Source organism: Rothia sp. HMSC061E04, assembly GCF_001813685.1.
Classification (GTDB): Bacteria; Actinomycetota; Actinomycetes; order Actinomycetales; family Micrococcaceae; genus Rothia; species Rothia mucilaginosa.
The window spans coordinates 1-14,342 of the sequence record NZ_KV813687.1 but is presented as its reverse complement, the minus strand read 5'-3'; the positions used below and the strand labels follow the sequence as shown (position 1 = coordinate 14,342).

Sequence of the window (14,342 nt, the reverse complement as noted above, 5' to 3'; positions counted from 1 at the left end):
GCAGGAGTATCCACGCGCCGTATGGACAAGCTCGTCAAAACCCTGGGGATCACAGGACTGTCCAAGTCCCAGGTCTCACGCATGGCAGCCGACCTGGACGAGCACGTGGATCAGTTCCGCAACCGGCCCCTCCACGATGCCGGGCCTTTCACCTTCGTTGCCGCTGATGCGCTCACCATGAAAGTACGCGAAGGAGGACGCGTCGTCTCGTGCGCGGTTCTGGTTGCCACCGGAGTCAACAATGACGGACACCGCGAAGTGCTGGGGGTGCGCGTGTCCACCAGCGAAACCGCTCCAGCCTGGAAGGAGTTCTTCGCCGACCTGGTCGCCCGAGGCCTGACCGGCGTGCGCCTGGTCACCAGTGATGCCCATCTGGGCCTGGTTGAGGCCATCGCCGCCAACCTACCCGGAGCCACTTGGCAACGATGCCGCACCCACTACGCCGCTAATCTCATGTCGGTGACCCCCAAAGCACTATGGCCCGCCGTCAAAGCGATGCTGCACTCGGTGTACGACCAACCCGACGCAGCATCGGTCAACGCACAATACGACCGGCTCTTGGACTACGTGAACGACAAGCTCCCCGCCGTGTGTGATCACCTCGATCAAGCCAGGGCAGACGTCCTCGCGTTCGCCTCCTTCCCAACCGGGGTGTGGACCCAGATCTGGTCCAATAACCCCAATGAACGCCTCAACCGCGAAATCCGCCGACGCACCGACACCGTGGGAATCTTCCCCAACCGACAAGCAATCATCCGCCTAGTCGGAGCCGTCCTCGCCGAACAAAACGACGAATGGGCCGAAGGCCGACGCTACCTCAGCCTCGACATCCTCACCAAATCACGACTCACACCACAACCCACCGGGCAGGAGGACACCCCACTCCAACTCAGCGCATAACCCAACCCGAAGGACACAAAACGATTACACCACTCCACAGGACTTGACCCGCCAAGCAGCCACCTCGCGAAATTCAGCACGAGCACGCCCTCCCGGGTATGGGGCTCATGCCTCGTGCGAGTGATGAGAATCTTCGGGAATGCATCCCCGATGGATAGAATCGGCGCAATCTCCCTCTCGAGCGTCGAATCGGCGCCGATATCGTCGCTCACATACACTTTCCTTCCCGGTTTCGAAACTTGGAAGGCAGTATGCGCAAGGATGCGTCGAGGTGCGATCCCAGTCGTACCATGCCAGCAGAGATGTCGAGGCACATTCGTTCATGCTGCAATGCGGGCATCGGAGATGAAAAACAGCCCGTCGGGTAGTCATGGGCGTGCGGGAGCCCGCATCAGTAACCTGCCTCCTCGGTTGTCCCTTCTTTGCATGGTCGTCTACATAAAGGAGGAACCAGCCATGCAGATCAGCATGCTTGCCCTTCTTGGGTCACGGACCGGGGAGGCGAGGGCCTCCGTCGGGACCGCCCCGAGCAACCGGCATATCCAAGGAATGACAAGGCTCGATCGCTGTGCTGGTCAGGATGCCGAAGCGGGCCGTCCGCCAATCGGAATGCGGGTCAGGATGCTGCAACGTGATTCCAGCTGCAGGATACGGCTCCTTTGCGGTTGCCGCAAAACCTGCTGGCAACATTCTTACTATCCGAATGATGTACGCATCCCTTGGGATCGTTTCGCCTGACCAGGGCCATCTTCAGCGCCTCATCGGCCAGCTCGGCAGGCGCCTCTTCCACGCGTAATAGCCCTGGCGGGTCACCTATGCAACCAAAGATACAAAAGGAATCGAATGGCCAGAGAGGATTGCCCTTACCGATGCTCGATTCTTGACAGGCAAACTCAAGCCTCGTTAATATTACATATTACATGGTTTGCCAGACCGAATTAACAAAGGAGGGGTGTCGTGGTTGGTCTTTTCCGCACGTGGATGAGCGCCTAGAAAGCGGCGCTGTTGTGGCGTCGCGCTGTTTTTCTGCACGCCATTTCACGATTGGACATAACCATGATATTTGAAACCTCTCGGGGCAGGTCTGTTCTGCTGTGCCATTCATGGCAATTCAAGCTTTGTTTCGTATGGGGCGGGGAGCTCGTTTCGACATTGACGAGTTCGATTCTCCAAATGGGTCTTATTTGGCATCTCGCCCTCACGACAGGGTCGTCTTCTCTCCTCTCCTTAGCATCGCTGGCAGGCTTTCTGCCGATTGCTTTGTTCGGAATCCTTGCGGGCGCCGTTGTCGACAGACTGCCTTTGAAACGTGTCCTCATCGGCGCCGACCTCTTCATTGCCGCGGTGGGTGCCGCCTTGGCGATTGCCTCGTTGGCCGGCAGCTTACCTGCATGGCTAATTCTCATCGCCCTGTTTCTCCGTGCAGTTGGTACTTCGTTCTACACGCCAGCCTCCCAATCTCTCACGCCCCATCTCGCCCCGCCAGAGCATCTCGTTCGCCTATCGGGGGTGACTCAGGCGATTCAGTCCGGCGGATACATTCTTGGCGCCGCGCTTGCAGCAGTGATTTATCCCGTGGCGGGCATTACCGCTATGATTGTCCTCGACGTGCTGGGAGCGCTTTTCGCTTCTTTAGCCGTCCTCGCCGCACAGATAGACGCAGGGGGCCTCGATGAAGCCGACCGCAGCTTGTCCTTTTCCAATAAGGTTCGAGAGCTCTTCTCTGAGATTTCGGACGGCTACAAGCTGATTAGGGAGTACAGGGGGCTGTTCGCCCTTCTTTGGTGCGGGTTCGTCTTCGCTTTCGCGTTCTCTCCGCTCGCGGCATTGTTCCCAATAATGACCTTGGGGCATTTTGGCGGTAGCACGGGGGATGCCGCTTTGGTGGAAATCCTTTTTTCTGCAGGCATGCTGGCTGGGTCCGGCATTTTGGCGGCCACGGGAGGGTTCCGCAATAGGTCGTTCACCATGGTCGCCGCGATTGCCGGCTTCGGCATTGCCGCAATCGTATCCGGATCGCTCGGCCCGTCATTGTTCGCTGCTTTCCTGCCGGTGAGCTTTCTTATGGGCGCATGCTCCCCGTTGTACGCGGGAACCCAGACTGCCCTTATGCAGGAGCAGATACCTCCTGAGTACCTAGGCCGCGTTTTCGGCCTCTACGGAACCATCATGGCGTGGGCCATGCCCATGGGCCTCGCAGCCCCCTCCGTTTTTGCGGATCTGCTTGGAGCTCCGTTATGGTTCGTCGGCTCTGGAGCGACCATGGTACTGCTTGCGATGGCTATGCTGCTTGCTCCGAGCGTCCGAAACGCGGGGAAAAGAGATACCGGGCAGATTCAATAGCCCAAGTATTCGAAAAAAAGAGGCAGCAGCCATCGGTTCAAGCGTCAGCCTTCAAGCCCTTGCGACGACGAGGTATTGCACCGACATTCCGCATCGCGCTCCTTATTCGTCGCCAACTATCATTTTCGGATTTGCCGGCTTGCGCAAGGTCAAAACGCTCGCGCCGGCAATTGGGCAAAGGCGAAAAATCGACGTGAGCAATCTTTTTTGGCATGGCTGCGCTTCCAGTAAAACGCTAATACACAAAAGGCGGTTCAACCTATGGAACTCATAGTCAAAGCTAAAGACATCTTTTTGGAATATGCCGGCCGCGATATCCTAGATATCGAAGAGTTGGAAATCTACTCCTACGATCGCATCGGCTTGGTGGGAGACAATGGCGCAGGCAAAACCAGCCTGCTTAAAATTCTGAGCGGCAATCTTACCATTGCGGACGCCGACGTCAGGCGCTTCGGCAGCATTGCCCTCATCGGCCAACTCGATGAACTCGACCTTGATGCGGCTCAGGACAGTGGTGAGATGCTCTCCCGTCTCAACGTCGCCGGAGTGGCGCAGGAGACGATGAGCGGCGGGGAGGAAACACGCGCCAAGATTGCCTCTGCACTCTCCCAGCATGCAAGCGCGATCTTCGCCGACGAGCCTACGAGCCACCTCGACCAAGACGGCATCCGCCTTCTCGTCGGACAACTCAAGGCATTTGATGGGGCTCTGCTCATCGTGAGCCATGACCGTCATTTTCTCGACCAGGTGGTAGACAAGATCTGGGAGCTCAAAGACGGCGGTATTTCCGAATTCTGGGGTGACTACTCCGACTATCTGCGACAGAAAGAAGAAGAGCGCAAAGCTCAGGCGACTCGATACGAAGAGGCGATGCGCGAGCGCGATCGCCTCGAAGCCGCCATCGAAAAACAACGGAAAAAAGCACGGCAGGTCGACGCCAAGCGGAAGGCTGCGAAAAAAAGCAACGAGTATGCAGGTCGATTGGGGCATCAGAAAGCAACCGGCACCAAACAGAAGAGGATGTACCAGGCGGCTAAGGACATGGAGAAGCGCCTCGAAGCGCTCGAAGGGATTGAGGCCCCAGATAGCATTCGCGCCGTGCGGTTCCGCCAGAGCAAGGCCCTGGAACTGCATAGTAAATTTCCCATCTCGGCAGACGATTTCAGCTTGAGCTTCGGCAACTGCATGCTCTATGACCACGCGAAATTCGAGATACCGCTCGGTGCCAAAGTGGCCATCACCGGTGGCAACGGTACAGGAAAGACCAGCCTGCTGAAGGCAATCGCTCGACGCGCCGACGGTATCAACATCTCTCCCAAGGCAGAGATCGGTTACTTCGAGCAAACAGGCTACAAGTTCGACGCCCGTCAGTCTGCGATCTCGTTCATGCAGGATGGTTGCGAGTACAGCATGACCGAAATTCGAGGCATCCTCGCCTCTATGGGAATCGGACCGCGCGACCTGACAAAGGACGTTGGCGTTCTCTCGGGAGGCGAAGTCATCAAGCTGCTACTCGCGAAGATGCTGCTGGGCAGATACAACATCTTGCTCATGGACGAGCCTGGAAATTACCTGGACATCAAGAGCGCCGAAGCCCTCGAGCAGATGATGAGCGCCTATGCCGGAACGATAGTGTTCGTCTCCCACGATAAGAGGCTGGTCGAGAACGTCGCAGACATTGTCTACGAAATAAAGGACACCAAGCTAGTCAAAATCTTTCAGCGCGAATAGCCCTAAATGAGCAAGAAATAATCCCCGAACGGAGACAAGGGAGTAAAACGGCAAAGAAAGAGCCTCCGTCCCAACGCAGGGAACGGAGGCTCTTTAATCGCTTTTACTCATCTCCGTCGCTGGTGGCTTTGTCATGACTCTCGTACGAAACGAAACTCAGCGGCACAGTGCGGCACTCAAAATCGCAGGTCAGAACCCTATCGGCCTACTCCCACTCGATGGCTTCAGTTTTACTGTCCCGACATTCCAGTTGTCCTCAGTTTTCGATGCCGTCTCAAACCGAGTGCCGCCAAGTAACACTATGTCGTGTTTCATCGGCTTCGGGGACAAAAGCTGGGACAACTTCAAAAACCATTTTCAAACTCAGAGTATTGAGTTTTTATTTTTGTCCCAAGGGGCACGGAGAGCCGCCTTTGGAGGCTCGATATCGACGAAAACGCCCGCTTTGAAACTCAAGTGCCTTTTCGTGTGCGAGCCGCCAGCTGCAATAGGAAGTGAATCAACGCAGGCGCCTTTCAAGCAGTTTGCAAAACTGCAGGTTGCAGGCCTTCATTGCTAGTAGGGGAAATGAGTAGTCTCAGGTGGCTTGCCCATGAGTTAGCGAGCAGGTTGGGGCTTCGTTGTTGGCGCAATCACTTCGTGCACACTCGAAAGGTCTGTTTAACTTCAGACAGGGCGCCAGTGCCTACGCGCAGTGGCGCAGATGATGGGCAGCAAGAGACAAGCATCTGCTGCCGCCCATCAGAAAGCATCGTACAGGCCATACCACACGTCGGTGTAGATGAAGTCGGCGCCCTTGATGCACTCGGTTGTCGTCGGAGACCTTGCAGTTCTCCTCGCCGATGGCCATGAGGTCGCCCATCTCCTGCGAAGGCGGGCGAGCCGTAGCTCGCCCGACCTGGTACGTCTTACAGACCGTGCTTACCGAGAGCGGCCATGCGCTCATTGATGGTGGCGCGGTATGCCGCAGCCTTCTGCTCGTCGGGCTCGCTCTGGGGGCACAGAGTGGCCAGGATGGCGCGAATGGAGTGCTTGCGGTTCTCGGCCTCGACCCAGCACAGGGAGCGCTCGGGATCGTCCATGACCTCGTCGACGACTTCCTCGCCACGGTTGGCGGGCAGGCAGTGCATGAACATGCTGTTCGGACCGGCAACGTTCATCATATCCCAGGTCACCTGGTACTTCGGATAGAACACATCCATGTAGCTGGAGCTGGAGACTTCACCTTGATTATCAACTTTATCCGAACACCTCCCACATTCATCCGCACATGTGCGGATGAATGTGGGAACCCGATACCCTGAGGGCCGGATCGGCCGGCCCCGGGAGATCGGAGGACGGCATGTCCGGAAAGAAGAAGAGCGGCTCCGCAAGGGCGGTCCCGAGGGCCTACGGAAGGCTCACGAGGCACGAGCGGGACACGGTCCAGAGGATGCTGGAGCGCAGGGCGTCGTGCAGGGAGATCGCGAGGGAGCTGGGCAGGTCGCCCTCGACGGTGAGCGCCGAGGTGGCGTCGCACAGGTTCGTGACGGCGCCGAAGGCCAGGCGCGGCGAGCGCGTGGACGCCTCCGCCGACCTGTCGGCGGCCTGCCCGCGCCTGGCGGCGTGGCCGCGCTGCTGCAACGGGTGCGGCCGGTACCGCGCGATCGGCTGCAAGCGCCGCCCCCACGTCTTCTACGAGGCCCGGGCCGCGCAGCTGTGCGCCGACTCGGTCCTCGTCTCGTCCAGGCGCGGGATAGACGCCGACGAGCCCGCCGCGGCGGCCAGGCTGGAGGCGATAAGGGACTGCCTGCGCCGGGGGCTGTCGCCCGAGCAGATGGCGGCGCGCAACGGCGGCCCGGTGGACCTGTCGCCGTCGACCATCTACCGCTGGGTCTCGGCGGGCTACGACGGCATGACCAACATGGAGCTCAGGCGCAAGGTCGGCTACAGGCCGAGGAAGCGCGCCGCGGGCCGGGCGGCGACCCGCCACTCCGCCCGCAGGTCGCATGCCGCGTTCCTCGCCCTCGGGGAGGACGCGTGCGCCGCGGCCTGGGAGATGGACACCGTCGAGGGGGCCCGGGAGGACTCCGCCTGCCTGCTCACGCTGCTGCACCGCCCCAGCAGGCTCCAGCTCGCGCTGCCGCTGGAGGAGAAGACCGCCGGGTGCGTCGCGGACGCCCTGGAGGGCGTCCGGGCCATCCTCGGCGCCGACGGGACGCGCCGCGTGTTCCGCGCCGTCCTCACCGACAACGGCGCCGAGTTCTCCGACGAGGCGGCGATCGCGGCGCTGCTCGGCGAGGGGCCGGGCGAGACGAGGCTGTTCTACTGCGACCCCAGGCGCAGCGACCAGAAGGGCGCCTGCGAGCGCAACCACGTCGAGATCAGGAAGCTGCTGCCCAAGGGCGCCGGAATCAGGTTCGACCGGCTCGCCCCGGCCGACCTGGCGCTGGCCATGTCGCACGTGAACTCCGAGCCCCGCGGCGCGCTCGGCTTCGCGACGCCCGCGCGCGCCTTCAGGGCGATGCTCGGGGAGGACGCGGCGGCGCTGCTGGACGCCTACGGCGTGGAGGACGTGCCGCTCGGCGATCTCGACCTGACGCCGGGGCTCATCGAGAGGGCGCGCGCAGAGAGGGGCGATGCCCCGCTGGCCTAGCCTAGGAGAAAAACGGAATAGACGGACCGACCGTCCGGCTGAGTCTGGGAAGAGGTGCCGGGCGGCGGGCGGAGCATGGCCACCGGACCCATCGAAACACATCTCCACCATTCCTTCAACTGGGAAAATGCCGCCCCCGGGGCCCGGATAGGACCTCGGGGGCGTTCGGTTAACTGCGGGAGCGTGCCGTCAGCTCAATGTGTTCGGTTGGGATCGGAAATCAACCAGTGATCTTACTGAACATATGGCGCACCTTGTCCAGGCGGCTGTTTGGACGGCGGGGCTGGATGACTGGCTTGCCGACAGCGGCCTGATACCCTTTCAGTTCTGTAAGGCATACGCTCTGCCCGTTGGTGTAAAAGGCCAGATCAGTACGGTATGCCTGTATACAGCGGGCGGGAATCTCGCCAGTAAAGACAACTTCATCCTTTTTTACCTGGACCGTTTCGATGGTGGCACAGTATTTCGGTGCATCATGATAAGCCCTGGAAAGATATTCCCGGGGCGCATAGAGGGTGAAGGAGAGATAAGGTTCCAGCAGTTGCGTCCCTGATTCCTTCAATGCCTGTTCCAATACAATCGGGGCCAATGAGCGGAAGTCCGCCGGCGTGCTGACCGGACTGTAATAAAGCCCGTATTCAAAGCAAATCTTACAGTCCGTTACGTTCCAGCCGAACAAGCCCTGCTCCAGCCCGTAACGGATACCATCCCTGACAGCGTTTTGAAAACTCTGGTTCAAGTATCCCAGCGAAACCCGGCTCTCGTATTGTACACCGGAGCCAAGCGGGAGTGGTGTAACAGACAGTCCGATGGATGCCCAAAACGGGTTGGGCGGCACCTCGATATGGATGGTGTGGCTGGCTGCTTTGAGCGGCCGCTCCATATAAATGACGGTGGGTTCCTTTACCACTGTTTCAAGCTTGTATTTTTCCGACAGCAAAGCGGAAACAACCTCCAACTGCACCCGGCCCAAAAAAGAAAGAATGATCTCATGGGTGATGGAATCCACCTCGCAGCGCAAAAGCGGGTCAGTATCCGCAAGTTGCGTAAGAGCGTCCAGCAGCCGTTCTCTTTGCGCTGCCGTTTTCGGCGCAATCGACGTCCGCAGCATGGGGAGGGGGTCCTCACGCCACCTTTTACGAGGGAGCCGGGTTGGGTCCCCTAATACATCGTTTAACCTCACGCTGTCGCTGGGAAGGATAACAATTTCACCCGGATAAGCGGTGTCTGTCCGAACAATTTCCCCTTTGGATGGAATACGCATCTCTGTGATTTTCAGCTTTTCTCTCCCGGCCAGAGCCACCGTATCCCGCAGGCGCAGCGTTCCGCTGTATAGCCGCAAATAGATGAGCCGCTGGCCACAATCTGTATACTCCACCTTGAAAACGCTGCCGCATAGGGCGTCGCTCCCCTGTTCCCCAATCGGTTGGAACAGCCCTGTCACCGCATCCATCAACGGTTGAATGCCAAGGCCCTTTTTGGCGCTGCCATGATAGACCGGGAACAGGGAGGCGTCTTGAACCCGCCGCTGTTCCTCCTGCGCAAGTTCTTCCCGGCTGATTGGTTCTCCTGCGATATACTTTTCCAATAATTCATCGTTATTTTCGATGACCGCATCCCATGCTTCTATGTCGGTATTTTCCTCCAGGACTATTTCCGGGGACAGCGACACCGTCTGCTTGATGATAATATCGGCGGAGAGCTTATCCCGAACAGACTGATACACGCCCTGCAAATCAACGCCAGCCTGGTCGATCTTATTGATAAAGATAACGGTGGGAATGTCCATTTTCCGCAGGGCATGGAACAGAATACGGGTCTGGGCCTGCACACCATCTTTAGCGGAGATCACCAAGATGGCCCCATCTAAAACAGCCAAAGAGCGGTACACCTCCGCCAAAAAATCCATGTGGCCGGGCGTATCCACAATGTTGACTTTACATCTGTGCCACTGGAAGGAAGTGACTGCCGCTTGAATGGTAATCCCACGCTGCCGCTCCAAAAGCATGGTGTCCGTCCTCGTTGTCCCTTTTTCGACGCTCCCCGGTTCTGAAATGGCTCCGCTGGCATATAGCAGGCTCTCCGTCAAGGTTGTCTTTCCAGCGTCTACATGGGCAAGAATCCCGATATTGATAATGTTCATGTCTATCCTCCATACAAGGCCCAAATGGGCGCAAAAATCCCCAGCGGCTAATACTTTTACCGCTGGGGATCATGACTTCGGACAAACAGAAGTATGACGGCTTACATGAGCCGCTGTCCGTCACGATATTTACTAAAAAGGCAAAAGTATTCTTAAATTGGGTACAAAAACTAAGCCCCTGCAAGGGGCAATCATTTTTGCGCCCATTATCAAATTTTATTTAAGAATACCTTGCCGCATATTTTTTACTCCTTTTCTGGATTAAATCATTGTATCACATCAGTTTTAGGAAAGCAAGTACCTAAAAGGGCTCTTCGCATTTGAGGGTGTAGGTGTTGTGGGCGGGGTTGGGCGTGTCGTGGCCGGGTAGGGGTCGAGGTCTTCCGATGATGGAGATTGCTACACCGTCCATCTGAAAGACCTCGACATGGCCAATACTATCTTTGATCGCCCTGACCTGAGCGCGTTCACGCGCCTGGATGACCTGGGCCTGGAAGTGACGGGCCAGCGCATGTGGCCAGACCATGCAGTGTTGGCTTGCCGGATTGCTGGTGAGGACCGGTGGTGTCGACGCTGCGGATGCCAGGGCGAGTCGCGTGACACGGTGATCAGGCGCTTGGCGCACGAGCCTTACGGGTGGCGCCCCACGATCTTGCACGTGAGCGTGCGCCGCTACCGGTGCCAGGAGTGCGCCCATGTGTGGCGTCAAGATATGAGCCAAGCGGCCGATCCGCGCGCCAAGCTCTCGCGTGCGGCGGTGCGCTGGGCGCTCACTGGGCTGGTCGTTCATCATTTGACGGTGGCGCGTATCTCCCAGGCCCTCGGTGTGTCCTGGAATACCGCCAACACCGCTGTCCTGGGTGAAGGCCAGCGTCTACTGATCAATGATCCAACTCGGTTCGATGGCGTGCGTGTCATCGGGGTGGATGAACACGTGTGGCGCCACACCCCCTACGGAGACAAATACGTCACCGTTATCTTGGACTTGACACCCATCCGAGAACGCAGCGGCCCCTCCCGACTCTTGGACATGGTCCCGGGTCGCTCCAAGCAGGTCTTCAAAACCTGGCTGGCCTCCCGCCCCGACACGTGGCGAAGCCGCATCGAGATCGTCGCGATGGATGGATTCACCGGGTTCAAAAGCGCAGCCACTGAAGAACTCCCCGGCGCGAGGGCGGTCATGGACCCCTTCCACGTCGTGCACCTGGCTGGCAACGCCTTGGATGAGTGTCGCAGACGCATTCAGCAAGAACTCCACCACCGGCGCGGGCGTGCCACCGACCCCCTGTACAAGGCCCGCAGGATGTTACACACCCGCTCATGCCTGCTCACGCCACGCCAGCAGCACCAACTACTCAACCTGTTTTCCGGTGAGGAGCACGTCGCGCTCGAGGTCACTTGGAGCGCCTACCAGAACATCATCGACGCCTACCGCGCGCCCGACACGGACGCGGGTAAGGCCCTGATGGAAGCCGAAATCAACACCCTGACCTCCACGCGTGTACCGAGGGGTCTGACCGAGCTCATCACGCTGGGCAGGACACTCAAACGCCGAGCCGGGGACATCCTGGCTTACTTCGACCACCCCCACACCTCCAATGGCCCTACCGAAGCCATCAACGGACGCCTCGAACACCTACGCGGCTCCGCCCTCGGGTTCCGTAACCTCACCCACTACATCACCCGCTGCCTCCTCGAAACCGGCGGATTCAGACCCCAACTACACCCCCAATTATGAAGAGCCCGTTTTCTGTGGCACCGGTGATAGTAGTTCCTAGTTTTGCGGTGCGGCAGATGGTATCGACGATGACATTTCCGTTAGGCTGCACAGTAGGTCCTTAGTTTTGTACGGATGGATTAGATACCTTTTTCCTACAAAGCCAAGGACCCCAATATCTTGTGCCACGCCCGAACCCCCGGCGAACTAATCAATGCACTCTAAAACCGGAAGAGCCCTTTTAGTACTACTGGTGGATTTCGGTTTTGGTGGGGATTAACGCCGCCGGCTTCGGTTTTTCCGTTGAGGAGGTCGTTGACTACTTCCCGATGGTGAAATGGGTCGATGGTGAGGTAGAGAGGAACCAGTCACCTGGAAGAGATCGATCCAGTCGTTGGTGTGCAATCTGGGAGGTAGGGTCGCGGGGTCGATTCCTCGCGAGCGCAACCATGATTGTGTTTCTGAACGTGATGAAAACAACCCTGCCCTTCGGAGAATTTCCCCTATCCCGCGTCCCCGGGCAGTGAAAACGGTGTGCACCATCGCCTGAAAGGCTTTGCGCTGCTCTATCGGAATCTTCGGGTCACCCACCCGGCGGATCACTAAGATCCCCCCGTCAACGTTTGGCTGTGGCCGGAAAGCAGGCCTTGGTACCCGAGAACCCAGGTGAAATGTGAACCATGGGGACCACTGAGCCGTCATCATCGTGCTTGCGCCTACCCCGGCCCGGCGGCGAGCGACTTCCCACTGCATGAGGAGTACAGCGTCAGTCCATGCTGGCGCATGCAGCAACTTTCGAAGAATGGCAGTGGTGAGGTGAAAGGGAATGTTTCCCACAATGACGCAGGGAGTGGCGGGTAACCGGAAGTTAAGGAAATCATCATGGACCACTTCGACCGCCGCCGAGGAGGTTTCTTGTGTGATTTTGGCAGCTAGTTTTGCGTCCACTTCAACTGCCGTTATCGCCCTCCCCAAGTGGGCCATCGGGTGAGTGAGGGCACCGCTTCCTGGTCCGATCTCAATGATGGGGCCGGAGGTTTGTTTCACAAGGTCGATGATGGAGTTGATGATCTTGTGGTTGGTGAGAAAATTTTGGCCATGCTCGTGACGGCCGTGTCCGTATGCAGACATCAGGTGTGCTCCTTGGATTTGAAAGGGAGCCGGGCATGACAAATAGCCGCCCGGCTAAAGGACCGGAGCGGTTTTTAACCTACGGGGTAGGAAACCGCCTTAGCGGTTGGTGCGCAACCGCAAGAAAGCGGTACCTGAAATCAACATGGGTCTAATTATATCCATTAAAGGGTTAAGGGTCAAAATGTGTGTCTGGCTCGGCGTGTCGCGGGGGTTAGATTTGGCCTTTTTGAATGCCGATTGAGTGGGTGTAGTCGGTGTCGATAGCGTTGTCGTAGAGGGCTGGGCGTCCTGTTTCGTGGTCGGCTTGGTTCTCGGTTTGGGTCAGGGTGGATACTTTGGCGAGTTGGCCCTGGCCCCAGTCGGACTGCCTGGCGATTCGTACTGGATCGTCAGGCAGTTCCGTTTTTAAGTAGAGCCACCAATCCAGCATGCGGCGTTGTCGTTCGCCTGATCTGCCGCGGTGGGTTCTGGCGAGCAGTTTGAGCTGGGCGTTGATGCCGCCTTCTAAGCTGTTGGTGGTGGATTTGATCCGCTCGGGCGCAAGGACTCCTGCTGGCGGGTTGAGGTAGACAAACAGCATCTCGGACCGCCAAAGATGGTTGAGGCTGTTGTAGGCCTTGCGCACGTTGTGGTGGGTCCACACGCGGGTCCATGCACCTGTTTTGGGGTCTTTGATCATGGTTTTCTCGTTCATCCATTCCCGGTAGATCGTTGAAAACTCGTGCAGTTGCACACCCCACGCGGCGGCTTCATCCAGTGTGGTGATCCGGGTCAGTTTCAGCGCAAGTCGGTAGATGGTGCGCCCGGCATCGGTGCGTGGGTTGGTGGTGGTGTAGCGGCGGACCACGCGTTGGGCGTGGACGAGGCAGCGTTGAATTTTCGTAGTCGGCCAGCACTTTTTGATTGCGCTGTATGCGCCTTGGCCGCCGTCGATGACGGCGATGAGTGGGGCTTCGATGCGTTCAAGCAGCAGTTGGTAGTCGCGGGTGGTTTCGTGTTTGCACCAGTGCCAGGCGATCACGTGGTCGATGGTCGCCGCGACGATCAGGCAGCCACCGGCGGTGTAGGTGCCATCGAGAAATACCTGGTCGTAGATCCGCTTGTGGTGGCCGGCGGTGGGGTCAGGCACATCAACGAGCCAGCACCACTTGAAGCGCCGCTTCATGGTGGCGCGGCTAACACCGTTTCGTTTGGCTAGGTCGTCGAGTGATATTGCGGTGGTGCAATGCTCGATGAACTGGGTGAACACTGCCGCGTTGGTGATGTCGTTTCGACGTTTGACGCTGGAGGCGCCGCATTGTTTGCAGCGCCATCTGGTGGTGCCTTTGCTGGTGGTGCCGTTGCGTTTCATTTCACCGCCGCAGTGGCAGCGTGGTTGGTTCTTCGACATTGCGACACCACACCACGCCGCGCATAGCACATCACGGCTGCCACACCGAGGATTTCCCGTCGGGGGCTAGATATATGCTTCCGGAGCATATACTTTCCGGAAACCTACAGGTCAATCCGTGAAAATCCGCGATTCCGGACACACATTTTGACCCTTAACCCTGGGTATCGCCACCGGCCCCTGGACACCAGGGTCGGCACCATTGACGTGGCGATCCCCAAGCTGCGCTCAGGTACCTACTTTCCAGAGTGGTTGCTTCAACGCCGCAAACGCTCCGAAAGCGCCTTGATCACAGTGGTCGCTGACTGCTACCTAGCAGGAGTATCCACGCGCCGTATGGACAAGCTCG

The 14,342-nt window shown here is 58.4% G+C and carries 10 protein-coding genes and 1 pseudogene; 6 read left to right on the top strand and 5 right to left on the bottom strand.

Annotation, left to right across the window (positions count from 1 at the left end):
• The 3 genes from HMPREF2927_RS00490 to abc-f all read left to right on the top strand — a co-directional run.
• Positions 1-900 (top strand): IS256 family transposase (locus tag HMPREF2927_RS00490; protein ID WP_070684648.1); only part of this gene is annotated, 900 nt, incomplete at its 5' end.
• Positions 901-1,956: 1,056 nt separating this feature from the next.
• Entirely contained in the window at positions 1,957-3,243 is a 1,287-nt protein-coding gene (locus HMPREF2927_RS00485; protein WP_005987410.1) for an MFS transporter, read from the top strand.
• A 261-nt stretch (positions 3,244-3,504) separates the two neighbouring features.
• A complete protein-coding gene (gene abc-f, locus HMPREF2927_RS00480; RefSeq protein WP_005987409.1) occupies positions 3,505-4,974 on the top strand; it encodes a ribosomal protection-like ABC-F family protein in 1,470 nt (489 codons plus the stop codon).
• 908 nt (positions 4,975-5,882) lie between these two features.
• On the opposite strand, the gene HMPREF2927_RS00470 is transcribed toward abc-f, so the two are convergent.
• Positions 5,883-6,170: a Rossmann-fold NAD(P)-binding domain-containing protein gene (locus HMPREF2927_RS00470; RefSeq protein ID WP_204371245.1), complete on the bottom strand. Its 288-nt coding sequence runs from the start codon at positions 6,168-6,170 to the stop codon at positions 5,883-5,885.
• 86 nt (positions 6,171-6,256) lie between these two features.
• Between HMPREF2927_RS00470 and HMPREF2927_RS00465 the strand changes: the two genes are divergently transcribed.
• Positions 6,257-7,609 carry an IS30 family transposase gene (locus HMPREF2927_RS00465; protein WP_306437770.1) on the top strand — a complete coding sequence of 451 codons (1,353 nt, stop codon included), beginning with the start codon at positions 6,257-6,259 and terminating at the stop codon, positions 7,607-7,609.
• Positions 7,610-7,829: 220 nt separating this feature from the next.
• Here the strand turns inward: HMPREF2927_RS00465 and tet(W) are convergent, their stop codons facing one another.
• Entirely contained in the window at positions 7,830-9,752 is a 1,923-nt protein-coding gene (gene tet(W) / locus HMPREF2927_RS00460) for a tetracycline resistance ribosomal protection protein Tet(W) (protein ID WP_063856422.1), read from the bottom strand.
• A gap of 427 nt (positions 9,753-10,179) precedes the next feature.
• Between tet(W) and HMPREF2927_RS00455 the strand changes: the two genes are divergently transcribed.
• Positions 10,180-11,490: an ISL3 family transposase gene (locus tag HMPREF2927_RS00455; protein WP_049353248.1), complete on the top strand. Its 1,311-nt coding sequence runs from the start codon at positions 10,180-10,182 to the stop codon at positions 11,488-11,490.
• A gap of 255 nt (positions 11,491-11,745) precedes the next feature.
• Here the strand turns inward: HMPREF2927_RS00455 and erm are convergent, their stop codons facing one another.
• The 3 genes from erm to HMPREF2927_RS00445 form a co-directional block, all read right to left on the bottom strand.
• Positions 11,746-12,600, bottom strand: coding sequence for a 23S ribosomal RNA methyltransferase Erm (gene erm, locus HMPREF2927_RS00450; protein ID WP_016459102.1), 855 nt, complete (start codon positions 12,598-12,600; stop codon positions 11,746-11,748).
• Positions 12,601-12,699: 99 nt separating this feature from the next.
• Complete coding sequence (locus tag HMPREF2927_RS09360) at positions 12,700-12,747, bottom strand: erythromycin resistance leader peptide (protein WP_011116968.1); 48 nt, start codon at positions 12,745-12,747, stop codon at positions 12,700-12,702.
• A gap of 67 nt (positions 12,748-12,814) precedes the next feature.
• Entirely contained in the window at positions 12,815-13,993 is a 1,179-nt protein-coding gene (locus tag HMPREF2927_RS00445; RefSeq protein ID WP_005323424.1) for an IS256-like element IS1249 family transposase, read from the bottom strand.
• Positions 13,994-14,143: 150 nt separating this feature from the next.
• Between HMPREF2927_RS00445 and HMPREF2927_RS08830 the strand changes: the two are divergent.
• Positions 14,144-14,342 (top strand): annotated as a pseudogene (locus tag HMPREF2927_RS08830) (transposase); the annotation flags it as partial.

What these genes read in the sequence shown, in the direction of transcription:
- HMPREF2927_RS00485 (WP_005987410.1), top strand. Translation starts at nt 1,957, where the DNA reads ATGATATTTGAAACCTCTCGGGGCAGGTCTGTTCTGCTGTGCCATTCA.
- abc-f (WP_005987409.1), top strand. Translation starts at nt 3,505, where the DNA reads ATGGAACTCATAGTCAAAGCTAAAGACATCTTTTTGGAATATGCCGGC.
- HMPREF2927_RS00465 (WP_306437770.1), top strand. Translation starts at nt 6,257, where the DNA reads ATGTGGGAACCCGATACCCTGAGGGCCGGATCGGCCGGCCCCGGGAGA.
- HMPREF2927_RS00455 (WP_049353248.1), top strand. Translation starts at nt 10,180, where the DNA reads ATGGCCAATACTATCTTTGATCGCCCTGACCTGAGCGCGTTCACGCGC.
- erm (WP_016459102.1), bottom strand. Translation starts at nt 12,600, where the DNA reads ATGTCTGCATACGGACACGGCCGTCACGAGCATGGCCAAAATTTTCTC.
- HMPREF2927_RS00445 (WP_005323424.1), bottom strand. Translation starts at nt 13,993, where the DNA reads ATGTCGAAGAACCAACCACGCTGCCACTGCGGCGGTGAAATGAAACGC.